This is a genomic window from Thiomicrorhabdus sp. Kp2 (assembly GCF_000478585.1).
GTDB lineage: Bacteria > Pseudomonadota > Gammaproteobacteria > Thiomicrospirales > Thiomicrospiraceae > Thiomicrorhabdus.
Map to the genome: position 1 here is coordinate 1 of NZ_ARWI01000001.1, position 12,704 is coordinate 12,704.

Genomic DNA, 12,704 nt, shown 5'->3' on the forward strand with positions numbered 1-12,704 from the left:
CCCGCCGACACTGTAACTACGGCCCAATTAACCCAATAGATGCGCATAAACTCTTTTTACGCCACGCCTTAGTTGAGGGTGAGTTGTTTACCAATGCCAAATTTTTTGTACATAACCAAGCCCTAATTCAAAAGGTTGAAAAGCTCGAGCATAAGTTACGTCGTCCAGACTTTTTGGTGGATGAAGAGGTGCTTTATCAGTTTTACGATGAGCGCATTCCCAAACATATTTACAGTAAGCCCGCCTTTGAAAAGTGGGTGAAAAAAACTGAAAAAGAGTCACCTAAAAAACTCGAAGCCCTGTTTTTAACCGAACAAGATTTAATGAAGCAGTCGGCAAGTGATTCTTTATTGCTTGATTTTCCTGACCAGGTGCATTTAAGCAATCAAATGTCATTAGAGGTCGATTACCATTTTGAACCAGGTAAAAAACGTGATGGCTTAATTTATCATTTACCCTTGTCGGGTTTAAACAGTGTGCAGTCAGAAGACTTTGAATGGTTAACACCAGGCCTGTTAAAAGAGAAAACAGCCTTTTACATTAAGTCACTACCTAAATCTTTGCGTAAACAGTTTATTCCTGCGCCGCAATATGCCGATTTGGTTTTGACAGAAATGAGTCCCGATAAAATATTGAGTGGTTCTAAAAAAGAGCCGTATTTAAATCAATTGGTTTGGGCGTTAAATCGACGTGCTAACGTAAAGGTCTCGCTCAATGATTTAAGTGATGTAGTCTTGCCAGAGCATTTAAAACCCTATTTTGTGCTTGAGGATGATAAAGGTCGTAAGCTCGCAGAAAATAGCCGTTTATTGGCGTTAAAAGAAGAATACCAACATTTAGTGGATGCTAAAATTCAAAAACATCAAGCTCAAAAACAGGCTGAAGACATCGTTATTACTGAATGGGTTTTTGGCGATTTAGCGGATAGCCAAACCATTAAAAGCCAAGGCAAAGAGATGTTGGCTTACCCAGCGTTGCAATTGCAAAACAGCCAGATTGTATTAGGCTTAATGGGCGAGCAACAAGCAGCCATGGAACAACATGGCCAAGCGGTTATCGTTTTAATTGAGCGGTTATTGTCAGATAAAAGCAAGTATTTGCAAAAGAAGCTGCCTATGCAAAAAGCCTGTTTATGTTACGCGCCTTATGGGACTTGCCAAGATTTAACCCAGCAAGTGATTGACCGAGCGTTGCATGAGCTAGTGCCTTATCCTGAAAAACTCCGTACTCAGAACGAATTTGAAAAAGTTTTGAATAAAGTGCAATCTAACTGGATTGATGTGGCTCAACGTATTGCCAAACAGGTTAATACGATTTTTACCCTGCATCAGCAAGTCGCTAAACAGGTTAGGGGGAGGGTAAATCCCCGTTGGCTGGCGTCAGTATCCGATATTCAACATCAGTTAGACGAGTTAATCTCAAAAGACTTTGTGCGAAATACCCCCGATTTTTGGTTTAAACAGATTGAGCGTTATTTAAAAGCGTTACAAATGCGTTTAGAGAAACTTGATTTGGATCCCAATAAAGATCAAAAATCGATTAGGGAGATACAACCATTGCTTAAAAAATATCAAGAGATTGCTCAAGAACCTGCTTACCAAAACCTACCAGGCCTGGTAGATATTCGTTGGATGCTTGAAGAGTTGCGTATTTCTTTGTTTTCTCAACCGATGAAAACCATAAAACCTGTTTCAATTCAACGTATTGAAAAGCAAATTAAAGCGTTATGATTTAGCGAAGCTTTGTTTTTACAGAACGACCAGGCCTGGTCGTTTTTAAAAATGAATATGTTTTCAATATCGATTTGTATCTCTTATAAAGGTTTTTACGCATTTACTTGTTTCAGCGTTAAAACCGTTTTAAACTGATAAAGAATAACGAGTTTTATGCATAAAACACCTTTGTATGAGAGAGGTAGTTACAAAACATTTGTTAAACCCACAAAATGGGTTTAAGCCTGTAGGTTGGTCATCCCTCGCCAGCAAAGACTAAAAACTATATAAGGATACGCATTATGAAAAAACGTTTTAACTTTAAGAGTACAGCTGTTTTATCAACCGCTCTATTGAGTACGACTCTATTTTTGGTAGGCTGTTCAGGTGATAGTGATGAAGCTAAAACCGCTCAAGCGCCTGTAGCCGAACAAAATACCATGGCCGTAAAACAATCAGAACCTGTTGCAGCCCCTAAAGAAGCTTTACAGCCTGCGCCAGCTCCAGTTGAAGAAGCGGTGGCAGAGGTAGAAGAAAAAATTGAAGAGATTAAGGAAGAGGCTGCCGCAGTGGTTGCAGCGGCTCCTTCTGGTGAAAAAGCTTATGCGACATGCATAGGTTGTCATGGTGCTCAAGCAGAGGGTGGTGTTGGACCACGTTTAAGTAATCAATCACCAGAAGATATTGTGGCTAAGCTTGAAAAATACAAAGCGGGTGAGCAAATGGGGCCAATGACAGCCATGATGGCGCCAATGGCGACACCATTAAGTACAGAAGATATGCAAGCGATTGCGGATTATGTTACTAACCTGTAATTGGGTATAGTGTATAGCGTTACACTGACTATTCAGTGTGACGATCATTATTTGTAAAGAAAGGCACTTATATGCAAAGCATATAGGTGTTTTTTGCTATTTAAAAGTAAGTTTTACAAAAGCATTTCAATAACATTTCTATAACCTTACCAGGCCTGGTAACTCTAAAGTCTTTACTCATCTTTACTTCAAAACCTGCTTTAATGCCAAATACCTAGCCTTTGTGGTTTAATACTCTCTTAATTGATATGAGAGATTCTGTTTTGAACGCACCATTAGAAAAACGCCTAAATAAATTTATAAGTGACTCTGGATTTTGTTCCCGCAGAGAGGCGGATCGATTTATTGAGCAGAACCGAGTTACCATTAATGGAAAACAACCTGAGCTTGGCAGTAAAGTGCAACCTGGTGATGTGGTGAAGGTTGATGGTCAGCGAATTCAGGCCAGTGCAGAAAATAAATCAGACCGTATTTATATCGCTTATAACAAACCCATAGGCATTATTTGTATTACGGATACCAGTATTGAAGACAATATTATTGATGCGATTGGTTTTCCGCAAAGAATTTTCCCGATTGGGCGTTTAGACAAACCCTCAGAAGGGCTGATTTTTTTAACCAATGATGGCGATATTGTTAATAAAATTTTACGTGCAGAAAATGCCCACGATAAAGAATATATCGTGACCGTAGATAAACCCATTACCGATCAGTTTGTTGACCACATGTCACGAGGTGTGCCGATTTTAGGCACTGTGACCAAACCCTGCAAAGTCACGGTACAGAGTCGCTATGTCTTTAAAATGATTCTTACTCAAGGCCTAAACCGACAAATTCGCCGTATGTGTGAACACCTAGGTTACGAGGTCACGCACTTACAGCGTTCACGTATTATGAATGTAGAACTAGGTAACTTAAAACCTGGGCAGTGGCGTTATTTAAGCGAACAAGAGATGAGCGAAATGAATGAGGCGCTAAAAGACTCTAAAAAAACCGCAAGTGGCGTGCGTTCTGGGCCAAAAGCACAAAACTTTACCCGCCAAGAATATCGTCAAATTCTAAGAGAACGAGAAGAGGGCAAAAAATTAGCCGATATTGCCAAATCTTCAAAAAATTTAGAAAACCCTAAAAAACAGGGCGCCAATAAAGCAAGCCGATCATCAGACAAAAAATCAGCAAAAGTACAAAAAGTACCGCGTGCAAATACCCTGCGACTAAAACCTAAAAATAAACAAAGTTAGTTAAATTAACTAAAAGACCTTTGCGCAAGTTATGTGTAAAGGCTTAATAAAACCTAACTCGGTTATTATCGATACTTTACCAAAGCGATTAAATAAATATAAAACAAGAATTAGATCTTAGAATTCTTCGTGCTTTAGTGCCTTCGTGGTTAAAACTTCTGTTCTATTAATCAACAAGCTGGCGTTTGGTTATCCAAACCAAATGATAGCCATGCACGGTTTTAATAGGGCCAATCACACGGTTAAGTGGGGCGTCGCTAAAAATCGTTTCAGCCATTTCAACCACAATCACCTCGGGTTTTACCAAACCAATATCTCCACCAATTTTGGCCGAAGGGCATTTTGAATGTTCTTTGGCTAAAGCACTAAATGTTTCTAAGCTCTCTATTTTCGGAATAAGCTCCAAACAAGCCTGTTCACTGTCTAATAAAATATGATGCGCTTTGGCACGAGAGTCGGGGTGAATCACAACAAATTTCCTTTGATGAGCGTTATTTTAAGGTTTGCTATGTTACATTAAAGCGAGTCTAAGTGTTTAGCAGCATCGATTTTAAAAGATTCTTAATATCTGTATAAATAATACTATTTCTTTAAGCTTTAGGAATAAGGGGTAATTTCAAAAGAGTTGGGTATACTACAGATACGAATAATTAGGTATCGCCAACTGGCTTTCATCAGTATGACAAAAAATCTATTCTCTTTTCTTTTTATATTTATCTTATTGATTGTGTTTTCAAGTTTGACTTCTAAAGCGTATGCGGTTGATGGCAGGCAGGTAATCTACCTTAATGAGGCTGAAAAGGCGGTACTGCTTATAGAGATGCGTAATTTTTTGCGTGGTAGTCAAGAAGTTTTAGAAAACTCCTTACAAGAAGACATGGAACTGGTTCACCGCACAGCGAAACCGCTTGGGGTTAAAATGTTGAAAAATTTGCCCAAAGAGATGACGGCAAAAATGCCTAAGACGTTTTATGCCATGCTTAAGTCTTTACATTATGGGTTTGCTGAAATTGCTGATGTAGCAAAAAAACCAGATACTCAACCTAAGGTGATTATGCAAAAGCTGGCAAATATGCAAAAGCTTTGTGTCGCTTGTCATGCCAACTTTCAACTAAAAATTAAAGAGTAGGGTTTTGATTTATTATGATTTGATTAATCTTGTTCGTAATCAAAGTTATCTTCATACTCGCCTTCAAACTCATCTTCAAGCTCTTGTGCTTTAAGTTCAGCAGGTTTTTTGGTTCGGTTAGCAGGTTGCGCGACAACTTCTAGGTAAAAAGTTTCTAAGTTTTCCGCTAAGGCTTTATCAATAGATTGGCTTATTTCTGCCTCATGGATTTCTACACTGCTCTCTGAATCCGCACCATATTTACATTTAAACGCCCAGAACTCAGTCCCTTTAGGTAAGGCTTTTTTACGTTCACGTTTTATGTATTTCTTTACTTCGCTTTTAATCGCATCTGCTAGGCGCGCAGGTTGGATTTTTTCGTGAGTCAATTTAAAGGTCTTTTTCATGCTGTTCTCAATTCAGAATAGGGGGTAAATAATGTGTGGATTATAGTGCATTTTATCTTTTGAGCTCTGTTTATTCATAAGTTACCAGGCCTGGTAACTTAGTTTTTTTTGTATTTTCCCCAATTCTGTTTTGACTGTATGTATAGCTGTTCAACCTTTTCTCTTGCCCAGGGTGTTTTTCTAAGAAAAGTGAGGCTTGATTTTAGGCTGGGGTTACTTTTAAAACAGTTGACAGGAATTCTCTCTGCAAGACCTTGCCAGCCATAATTTTCTTCAAGCTCTATCACAATACTTTTCAATGTTACGCCGTGTAATGGGTCTTTGGGGTGTTGGCATTTTTCAGTGTTATTTGGTGTGGTATTTTTATCAGAATCAGTCATCTCTTTGCTTCTTGTTAACTTCTTGTTAGCTTCTTGCTTTGGTGTTTTTATGGTTATTTATTTTTGGCTTCAATCCATTGTGCCATATATTTTGTGCTTTTATGCTGGTGATGGTTCAGCATGGCACCAATAAAGTTTTGGTTTCTATGATTGGTTAGATTGAGCGCGGTTTGATCAATATGTTTAATAAAGTCTACTTTTGAACTATTTTTATTTAACTCTGTATTTACATAGAGTTGAGATGCATTTTTAAAGCCTATTACTTGTTTGTTCAACCAGGCCTGGTTATCTTGGTAAAGGGTGACTGATGCGTTAACAAAGTCGTCTGTGTTATTAGCTATTATGCCAGGCCAGTTGTTTGAAGTGTTATCTGACGCAGAGTTGTGCTGAGTCATTGATTCGCAGCCTATTAAGGTTGTTACACTGGGTGTGCCATTTAACATCGCTTCAGCCAGCTTACCTTTGACGCCTGCGCCAAAACGTAAAGGGGCTAAAAGCACTCTGGCATTTTGAATGACTTCAAACGCATCTTCTGCCCAACCTTTAATTAAAAAACCTTGTTTTGGGTTGTGTAAAGCAGTCGCTTTAGGCGGTGGGTAAGCGCCATAAATATGCAGTTCGGCTTTGGGTAATTGTTGACGGATTTTAGGCCAAATAGACTCTTTTAACCAAAGTACGGCATCCCAGTTGGGTTCATGTCTAAAATTGCCAATGGTTACAAAATGCTGGCGCTCTTCAAAAGAGGGAAGTGATTGAGTGTTAATTGGCTCATACATAAACGGTAAATAGTAGAGTTGCTGTTTAGGCACTTTAAATTGCGCTTGTAATAATTGCATTTCAAATTCTGAAATCATTAAAGTTAAATCGCAACGGAAAATAGCGGCGATTTCACGTTTTGCAATGTCTGTATTGGCCATTTTTTCAAATAACCAGGCCTGGTTAGTTAAATCAAGCGGGGCTAAATCTATCTCAGTTGGCGAAGTTTTTAGGTAATCTTTAATAATTTGTTGGCGACATGCTCTTAATGAGTGCAGGTCTTCAGTGTTTAAAATTCTTAATGCCTTGGGGGCGAATTGTTCAACACGCCAACCAAACTGTTCTTCCATCATAAAACGGTCAAAAATTACCAGGCTTGGTTGTAATGCTTCAATAAAACCATCAAAACTGGAATCATTTAATGCTATGTTTTGTTCTTTAATACCATATTGTAAGAGGTCTTCTTTGTGTTCGCCAAGTCTAGCTGGGCTGGCAAAAGTAATTGTCCAACCTGCGTTTTGAAACAATTTAATGAGTTGCATCATTCTTGTTCCTGCTGCAGAGGAGTTAGGCTCGGGCCAGACGTAGCCTATAATCAATAGGTCATTAGAATTAGAAAGAGTTGATGTTTTGTTCAAAATAGAGTGTGCTCAGTTTTTAAAAAATAGAGTATTTCTTATTCAGGCTTATAAGCTTGAATTTAAAGAATTTAGCCCTATATTGTAATCGTGTTGCTGTGTTGTTATTAAGTTATAAAGTATAGAATGATTACACTTTAACAAATCACTCACCTCTACATTGCGTTTTAAATACCGTGTATTGGCTAAACATTTAAGGATTAAGAATGCTAAAAAGAGTCGTATCCCCTTTATTGATTACACTTTCGGTTGCATTATCAACCCAGGCGAATGCTGGACTTTGGGATGATACTAAAGAGTTGGCTTCAAGCGCTTGGGAAAGTACCAAAGAAACCTCTAATGAACTAAAAGATAGTGCGGTTAAAAAGTGGGATGAAGTCACTTCTGAGAGTAGTTCAAATAATGCCAATGATGATGAATCTGGTTCTTTGTCGGATATTAAAAAACTCGCTGATAAGGAAACTTATGTAAAAGCTTGGGAAGGGATTAAAGAGAGCGCTAAAAACCCCGATGAGCCCAATGTTGATGAATATGGCGTACCTAAACAAGAGTAATTTGCAGTCAGTGGTTGATAAAGGCGTGCAGTAAATGAGAAATTGGAGAATAAGATGTCAATAGGTAAAGTACTCGGTTTAAGTTCCTTGTTGGTGGCGAGTTTGCTTAGTGTTTCAAGCTTAACGGGGTGTGAAAAAGTGGCCAATAGTGCTAAAAATTTGCAATCTGATTGGGTTGGGTTAAAACGTAATGTAGAAATTTATAGTTGTATGACGGGCAAGTTAATTAAGGTCTATCGAGGTGATGTCAGGATGAATCCAGAAGATGTACAAGGAACCTCATTACTAATTGATGGAAAAAAAGTACACACCAACCTTTGTTATATTATTTCTGAAATTGGCACAAAAGAAGAGCCAGTTGTGCAAAATAACTTTATTAATGAAAAATAAATAGTAAATACTCACTTGAACTATATTGAGTGGTTTTCAAGGGGATGATGGCTAATTTGATAGGCCTTTTAAAAAGATTTCTGCTATGATGTTTCGCATTAATATTGGCACAATTCAGTTGAGAGTGCGGAGCTTTAAAACCCACTCCATTTATCAAAATCTAAATGACGTTTGACTGAAGTCGAACGCCTTTAGAATGATTATTAAATAGTAACGGTGATGTGAATGCGGAATCAAATTCCAGCAATACAAAAAATATTTAACAAGTCTCATATTCAGATGACTAAATCTAAATCGCTGGTTGTTATGGCTTTAAGTGTATCGGCTTTAAATCTAACAGGCTGTTCAACTATTGCGGATGGCATGGATGCGGTTGGCTCAGGCGTTGTTTACGTAGCTGAAGGTTTTGACAAGGTTGCCAGTGAGGTCGCGATAGAAAAAAAAGCAGATGATCAATTTGTGTTAACTGAAAACTTTTATGAACCTGTTAGGTCCTTAGATAGTTGGTCTATGAGAATAGAAGCGCGTGACGTTTGTCCTCAAGGTTATATTTATCTAAATCGTTTTGCACAAAAAACGTCTGGCTTTGCCTATTCTGATGCGCAATGCGAAGCTGATATGCCTTGTGAATATAAGCTGGAGTGGCTAATAAAATGTCAAGATGTGCCAAAAGAGCCATTTAGCTTATTTGGTAAAACCTAAATCTCATTATTTTTGATTAAGAAGCCACACATTGTATGTGGCTTTTTTATAGGCTATTTAAGTGTTCTCTATCGTAGTTTAAACTTTGAATCGTTGATTTAATTTCATGCGAAAGTGCAAAATATATTTGTAAAAAATAGATAAAGAGAGTGTGTTATTAATATTTTAACTCGGCATTACCTTTGGTTGGCAGCTCTATCCATACTGGCCGTTTGGCAGGCTTTAAGTATTCAAACCTGGCCAAAATCTTGGTTAACTCTCGTGCAATATGCCCCTTATGCAATTGTGTTTATAGGCGCTTTTGTTAGCTTGTGGTTAAATCGTATTCAGCCATTTTTGGTTTTAGTGACGGTGTTATTGGTTAATCTATTATTTGTTTACTTTGCACCCGCTGCACAAATCTCTATTGCACAATCTATACTCTTTCCTGTTTTGAGTTTAATGCTACCTATTAACCTATTTTTATGGAGTTTACTGCCTGAAAAAGGGGTGCAAAATCAAACTTATAACAGCATGATTTTGGCCCTGTTTTTTATTCAAGCCATGTTGGTTTATTGGTTGATGACAGAGTTACCTTTGCAATGGATTGAGGTAATTTCGCTGCCTGTGTTAGCTGATTCCAAGGTTTACCATCTCACTTTTGCAAGTTCTTTTAGCTTTTTGATTGCTGGGTTTGTGTTGTCTTTGAAGTTGAGTAAACAATCGCAGTTACGAGTCTTTAATCATGCCATTGTTTTTATCTTATTGCTAATGGCTTTTGCTTTGAACCAATATATGCAACCAGGGGTTTTGGCTTGGGTCTCCTCAGTGGTTGGTCTAATGGTCATTCTATCGTTGGTTTTTGATGCGCACCATATCGCCTATACCGATGAGTTAACGGGGTTGAAAGGTCGAAGAGCCTTAAATGAGTCATTTATGGGCTTAGGCAAGCGTTATGCTGTCGCCATGATTGATATTGACCATTTCAAACAATTTAATGATACCTATGGACATGACGTTGGCGATAAGGTGTTAAAGAGTGTAGCGGCTATTTTGAATAGTGTTTCAGGCGGTAAAGCGTACCGTTTTGGTGGTGAGGAGTTTACCTTGATATTTCCTGGAAAATCCGCCGAATCGGTTGTGCAAGAGCTAGAGCGTTTGCGAGTTGAGATCTCTCAAGAGGTGATTTATGTTGAGATGGCTGAGGCTAATCAAAATACAAAATCTAAAGCGAATAAAACGTTTAAAGAGGTGAATGTCACAATCAGTATTGGTGTGGCTGAACCTGATGCACAGTATTCAACGCCTGAGCAAGTGATTAAGTTTGCCGATGAAGGGTTGTATAAAGCGAAAAAAGCAGGGCGTAACAAATTAATTGTATCAAATCTTAAAGTCGCCTCAGTTAACAAAACAAAGGTTAACAAAACAAGTGTTAGCAAAGCAAAAGCTAGAAAGCCCGCTGCGGTCAACAAAAGTTAAATCAACTCGTCGCTAGTGTCATTTTTTTTAAATAAGATTGGGTAAGCGTATTTTATGGTTGATAAAAAAACAATTAATCACAAAAGTATGAAGAGTTAAAAAATCTAATATCCACTTTGTGTGAACGAATGACTGTTTTAAATGTAATTGGTTATTTATTCTAAAGCTCTATAAATAAAGTGCTGATGACGCGAGTTAAAATGTTGGACTGGGTTTATCGAATCGTTTTTGTTCATTTTTAATTCTTCGTGCCTCAGCGTCTTCGTGGTTGATTTTTATAATACCGAAGAATCAATTACAGAATATGGATACCCATAAAATTAAAGGGAGTGCTATGTCTAGCAAATCAAATACGGCTTTGCCTACAGTAGCTGAAAACAGTGAAATTGCCATTACATTTAAGCTTGAATTAGCTGACGGTACTTTAGTAGAAGCCTCACCCGAAAATGAACCGTTTCGATTTACGATTGGGGATGGCACTTTTATTAATACGCTTGAAAACCTATTGGTTGGTTTGGAGTTAGGTACACAGGCTAGACTGAGTTTGTCTCCCGAACGCGCGTTTGGAATGGCTGATTCCGAGAATTTTCAAACGATGCAACGTGCCGATTTTCCCGCAGACATGCCATTAGAAATAGGGCATGTTATTGGTTTTAATACACCAACGGGTGAAGAAATTCCAGGTACGATTCATGATGTGACGGAAAATGAAGTGGTGGTGGATTTTAACCACCCTCTAGCGGGTGCAGACGTTGTATTTACCGCTAAGATTGAAGAGATATTTAGTTAAAGGGATATTTAGTTAAAGGGATATTTAGTTAATAAAAGGCCGAGCGGTTTTATTACTTTTGGTTCTGCTGTTCGTGATATTGCTTCATATGTCCTTCACTGCAAAAAGTGTCTTTACCATCAAAATAGGCTTCTGCTTGGGGTAAATGCACACCGCATAACGCACAACGTACCATCTCTTCGGGTGGTTTTTCAGTAGCGTTGTTTTGTTGTTCTTGTTTTAATCTTTCTTGGCGTTGCTTTTCGCGAATTTCAATAATTCGATTCAAAGTAAAACGCGCAATAAAATAAACTAAAACAATAAATAATAAAAAGACAATGGCTCTCACAAACAACCCTTTAAGTTAATAAAAAACAGACAAGTGTGATGATTATAAAACGATTTGTTCGTTAACCGTAAAATATTCGGTTTTTAACCGCTTAAAGTCCATGAATCGCGCGAATAGTTAATGCATTCAATGCCTAAAAATCATACAATAAAAGCAATTTTATTCTTTAAATAAAGAACCCCATTTTTACCCATTTTAAATTTATTCTCAGCTAGGTGATTTGCTTAAAAATCTGAGATAAATCGATAGAGAAATATTTCCATGAATTTACATGAATATCAGTCAAAAGCCTTGTTTTCAGAATATGGCATTGGTGTGCCACAAGGGCAGTTGATTACTAAGTTAGAGCAGTTAGATTCTGCATTAGATGCCGTTGGTGACAACGCATGGGTTGTTAAGGCTCAGATTCACGCAGGGGCTCGTGGTAAAGCGGGTGGTGTTAAGTTAGTTACCAACCGAGAAGAAGCTAAACAAGTTGCGAGTGAGTTACTGGGTGGCAAGCTCGCTACTATTCAAACGGCGGGTAAAGAGTTACCCATTAATAGCCTTTTGATTGAACAAACTTTAAATATTGAAGAAGAGCTGTATTTAAGTTTAGTGGTTGACCGTGTTACTCGTACCCATACATTTGTCATTTCTGCCGCTGGTGGAATGGATATTGAAGCGGTTGCAGAAGAAACACCAGAGAAAATTTTAAGTGTGCACATAGACCCTACCGTGGGTGTGATGCCTTACCAGTGTCGTGAAGTAGGTTTTGCTTTAGGTTTAACGGGAGATGCTTTTAAACAAATGGGTCAGTTAATGACGCGTTTTTATAAGTTAGCGATAGATAAAGATATTTCTCAGTTAGAGATTAATCCACTGGTTAGAACGGCAGATAACGAACTTATTGCTTTAGATGCTAAAGTCAATATTGATTCTAATGCACTTTACAGACAACCAGGCCTGGTAGAACTGCGTGACTTCTCTCAAGAAGATGAGCGTGAAGCTAAAGCGTCTGAGTATCAGTTAAACTACATTGCTTTAGACGGTGATATTGGTTGTATGGTTAACGGTGCAGGGTTAGCGATGGCAACCATGGATTTAATTAAACTCAATGGTGGTGAGCCAGCTAACTTCTTAGACGTTGGTGGAGGCGCTACACCTGAGCGTGTGGCTGAAGCCTTTAAATTGATTTTATCTTCATCAGAAGTGAAGTCGATTCTAGTGAATATTTTTGGTGGTATCGTCCGTTGTGATTTGATTGCGGAAGGTATTATCCAAGCGGTTCAAGAAGTCGGGTTAAATATTCCAGTGGTGGTTCGTCTAGAGGGAACCAATGTTGAGTTAGGTAGAGAGATTTTAGCTAACAGTGATTTAAGCATTATTACCGCAGACGGTTTAGCCGATGCAGCGCGTAAAGTTGTAGAAGTGGCAGGAGCATAA

15 protein-coding genes are annotated in these 12,704 nt (G+C 38.2%); 10 read left to right on the forward strand and 5 right to left on the reverse strand.

Annotation, left to right across the window (positions count from 1 at the left end):
• The 3 genes from A379_RS00005 to rluF form a co-directional block, all read left to right on the forward strand.
• Positions 1-1,730: DUF3418 domain-containing protein (locus A379_RS00005; RefSeq protein WP_040724743.1), on the forward strand; the 1,730-nt coding region annotated here is incomplete at its 5' end.
• A gap of 284 nt (positions 1,731-2,014) precedes the next feature.
• The gene (locus tag A379_RS00010) at positions 2,015-2,527 is read left to right on the forward strand and encodes a c-type cytochrome (RefSeq protein ID WP_232744783.1); all 513 of its coding nucleotides are present in this window, start codon (positions 2,015-2,017) and stop codon (positions 2,525-2,527) included.
• Positions 2,528-2,790: 263 nt separating this feature from the next.
• The gene (gene rluF / locus A379_RS00015; RefSeq protein ID WP_232744784.1) at positions 2,791-3,768 is read left to right on the forward strand and encodes a 23S rRNA pseudouridine(2604) synthase RluF; all 978 of its coding nucleotides are present in this window, start codon (positions 2,791-2,793) and stop codon (positions 3,766-3,768) included.
• A 166-nt stretch (positions 3,769-3,934) separates the two neighbouring features.
• On the opposite strand, the gene A379_RS00020 is transcribed toward rluF, so the two are convergent.
• A complete protein-coding gene (locus tag A379_RS00020) occupies positions 3,935-4,237 on the reverse strand; it encodes a peptidylprolyl isomerase (RefSeq protein WP_232744785.1) in 303 nt (100 codons plus the stop codon).
• A 210-nt stretch (positions 4,238-4,447) separates the two neighbouring features.
• Here A379_RS00020 and A379_RS00025 point away from each other — a divergent pair, with 210 nt between their 5' ends.
• On the forward strand, positions 4,448-4,897 hold the full coding sequence (locus A379_RS00025; RefSeq protein WP_040724746.1) for a hypothetical protein: 450 nt from the start codon (positions 4,448-4,450) through the stop codon (positions 4,895-4,897).
• A gap of 23 nt (positions 4,898-4,920) precedes the next feature.
• Here the strand turns inward: A379_RS00025 and A379_RS00030 are convergent, their stop codons facing one another.
• The 3 genes from A379_RS00030 to A379_RS00040 form a co-directional block, all read right to left on the reverse strand.
• Positions 4,921-5,283 carry a DUF6172 family protein gene (locus tag A379_RS00030; protein ID WP_040724748.1) on the reverse strand — a complete coding sequence of 121 codons (363 nt, stop codon included), beginning with the start codon at positions 5,281-5,283 and terminating at the stop codon, positions 4,921-4,923.
• A gap of 98 nt (positions 5,284-5,381) precedes the next feature.
• A complete protein-coding gene (locus tag A379_RS00035; RefSeq protein ID WP_040724751.1) occupies positions 5,382-5,663 on the reverse strand; it encodes a VF530 family DNA-binding protein in 282 nt (93 codons plus the stop codon).
• 53 nt (positions 5,664-5,716) lie between these two features.
• Entirely contained in the window at positions 5,717-6,964 is a 1,248-nt protein-coding gene (locus tag A379_RS00040) for a glycosyltransferase (protein WP_081696288.1), read from the reverse strand.
• Positions 6,965-7,263: 299 nt separating this feature from the next.
• Between A379_RS00040 and A379_RS00045 the strand changes: the two genes are divergently transcribed.
• The 5 genes from A379_RS00045 to A379_RS00065 all read left to right on the forward strand — a co-directional run bounded on the left by A379_RS00045 (position 7,264) and on the right by A379_RS00065 (position 10,951).
• Positions 7,264-7,611: a hypothetical protein gene (locus A379_RS00045; RefSeq protein ID WP_040724754.1), complete on the forward strand. Its 348-nt coding sequence runs from the start codon at positions 7,264-7,266 to the stop codon at positions 7,609-7,611.
• Between the two features lie 54 nt (positions 7,612-7,665).
• Positions 7,666-8,001 (forward strand): hypothetical protein, encoded by a 336-nt coding sequence (locus tag A379_RS00050; RefSeq protein ID WP_040724757.1) that lies wholly within the window; start codon positions 7,666-7,668, stop codon positions 7,999-8,001.
• A 225-nt stretch (positions 8,002-8,226) separates the two neighbouring features.
• Positions 8,227-8,703, forward strand: coding sequence for a hypothetical protein (locus A379_RS12465; RefSeq protein ID WP_051144813.1), 477 nt, complete (start codon positions 8,227-8,229; stop codon positions 8,701-8,703).
• A gap of 186 nt (positions 8,704-8,889) precedes the next feature.
• Positions 8,890-10,161 (forward strand): GGDEF domain-containing protein, encoded by a 1,272-nt coding sequence (locus A379_RS00060; RefSeq protein WP_040724758.1) that lies wholly within the window; start codon positions 8,890-8,892, stop codon positions 10,159-10,161.
• Positions 10,162-10,495: 334 nt separating this feature from the next.
• A complete protein-coding gene (locus A379_RS00065) occupies positions 10,496-10,951 on the forward strand; it encodes a peptidylprolyl isomerase (RefSeq protein ID WP_040724759.1) in 456 nt (151 codons plus the stop codon).
• A 52-nt stretch (positions 10,952-11,003) separates the two neighbouring features.
• Here the strand turns inward: A379_RS00065 and A379_RS00070 are convergent, their stop codons facing one another.
• On the reverse strand, positions 11,004-11,279 hold the full coding sequence (locus A379_RS00070; protein ID WP_040724760.1) for a PP0621 family protein: 276 nt from the start codon (positions 11,277-11,279) through the stop codon (positions 11,004-11,006).
• Positions 11,280-11,540: 261 nt separating this feature from the next.
• On the opposite strand from A379_RS00070, the gene sucC reads away from it, so the two are divergent.
• Positions 11,541-12,704 (forward strand): ADP-forming succinate--CoA ligase subunit beta, encoded by a 1,164-nt coding sequence (gene sucC, locus A379_RS00075; protein WP_040724762.1) that lies wholly within the window; start codon positions 11,541-11,543, stop codon positions 12,702-12,704.

What these genes read in the sequence shown, in the direction of transcription:
- A379_RS00010 (WP_232744783.1), top strand. Translation starts at nt 2,015, where the DNA reads ATGAAAAAACGTTTTAACTTTAAGAGTACAGCTGTTTTATCAACCGCT.
- A379_RS00025 (WP_040724746.1), top strand. Translation starts at nt 4,448, where the DNA reads ATGACAAAAAATCTATTCTCTTTTCTTTTTATATTTATCTTATTGATT.
- A379_RS00030 (WP_040724748.1), bottom strand. Translation starts at nt 5,283, where the DNA reads ATGAAAAAGACCTTTAAATTGACTCACGAAAAAATCCAACCTGCGCGC.
- A379_RS00035 (WP_040724751.1), bottom strand. Translation starts at nt 5,663, where the DNA reads ATGACTGATTCTGATAAAAATACCACACCAAATAACACTGAAAAATGC.
- A379_RS00040 (WP_081696288.1), bottom strand. Translation starts at nt 6,964, where the DNA reads ATGATGCAACTCATTAAATTGTTTCAAAACGCAGGTTGGACAATTACT.
- A379_RS00045 (WP_040724754.1), top strand. Translation starts at nt 7,264, where the DNA reads ATGCTAAAAAGAGTCGTATCCCCTTTATTGATTACACTTTCGGTTGCA.
- A379_RS00050 (WP_040724757.1), top strand. Translation starts at nt 7,666, where the DNA reads ATGTCAATAGGTAAAGTACTCGGTTTAAGTTCCTTGTTGGTGGCGAGT.
- A379_RS12465 (WP_051144813.1), top strand. Translation starts at nt 8,227, where the DNA reads ATGCGGAATCAAATTCCAGCAATACAAAAAATATTTAACAAGTCTCAT.
- A379_RS00065 (WP_040724759.1), top strand. Translation starts at nt 10,496, where the DNA reads ATGTCTAGCAAATCAAATACGGCTTTGCCTACAGTAGCTGAAAACAGT.
- sucC (WP_040724762.1), top strand. Translation starts at nt 11,541, where the DNA reads ATGAATTTACATGAATATCAGTCAAAAGCCTTGTTTTCAGAATATGGC.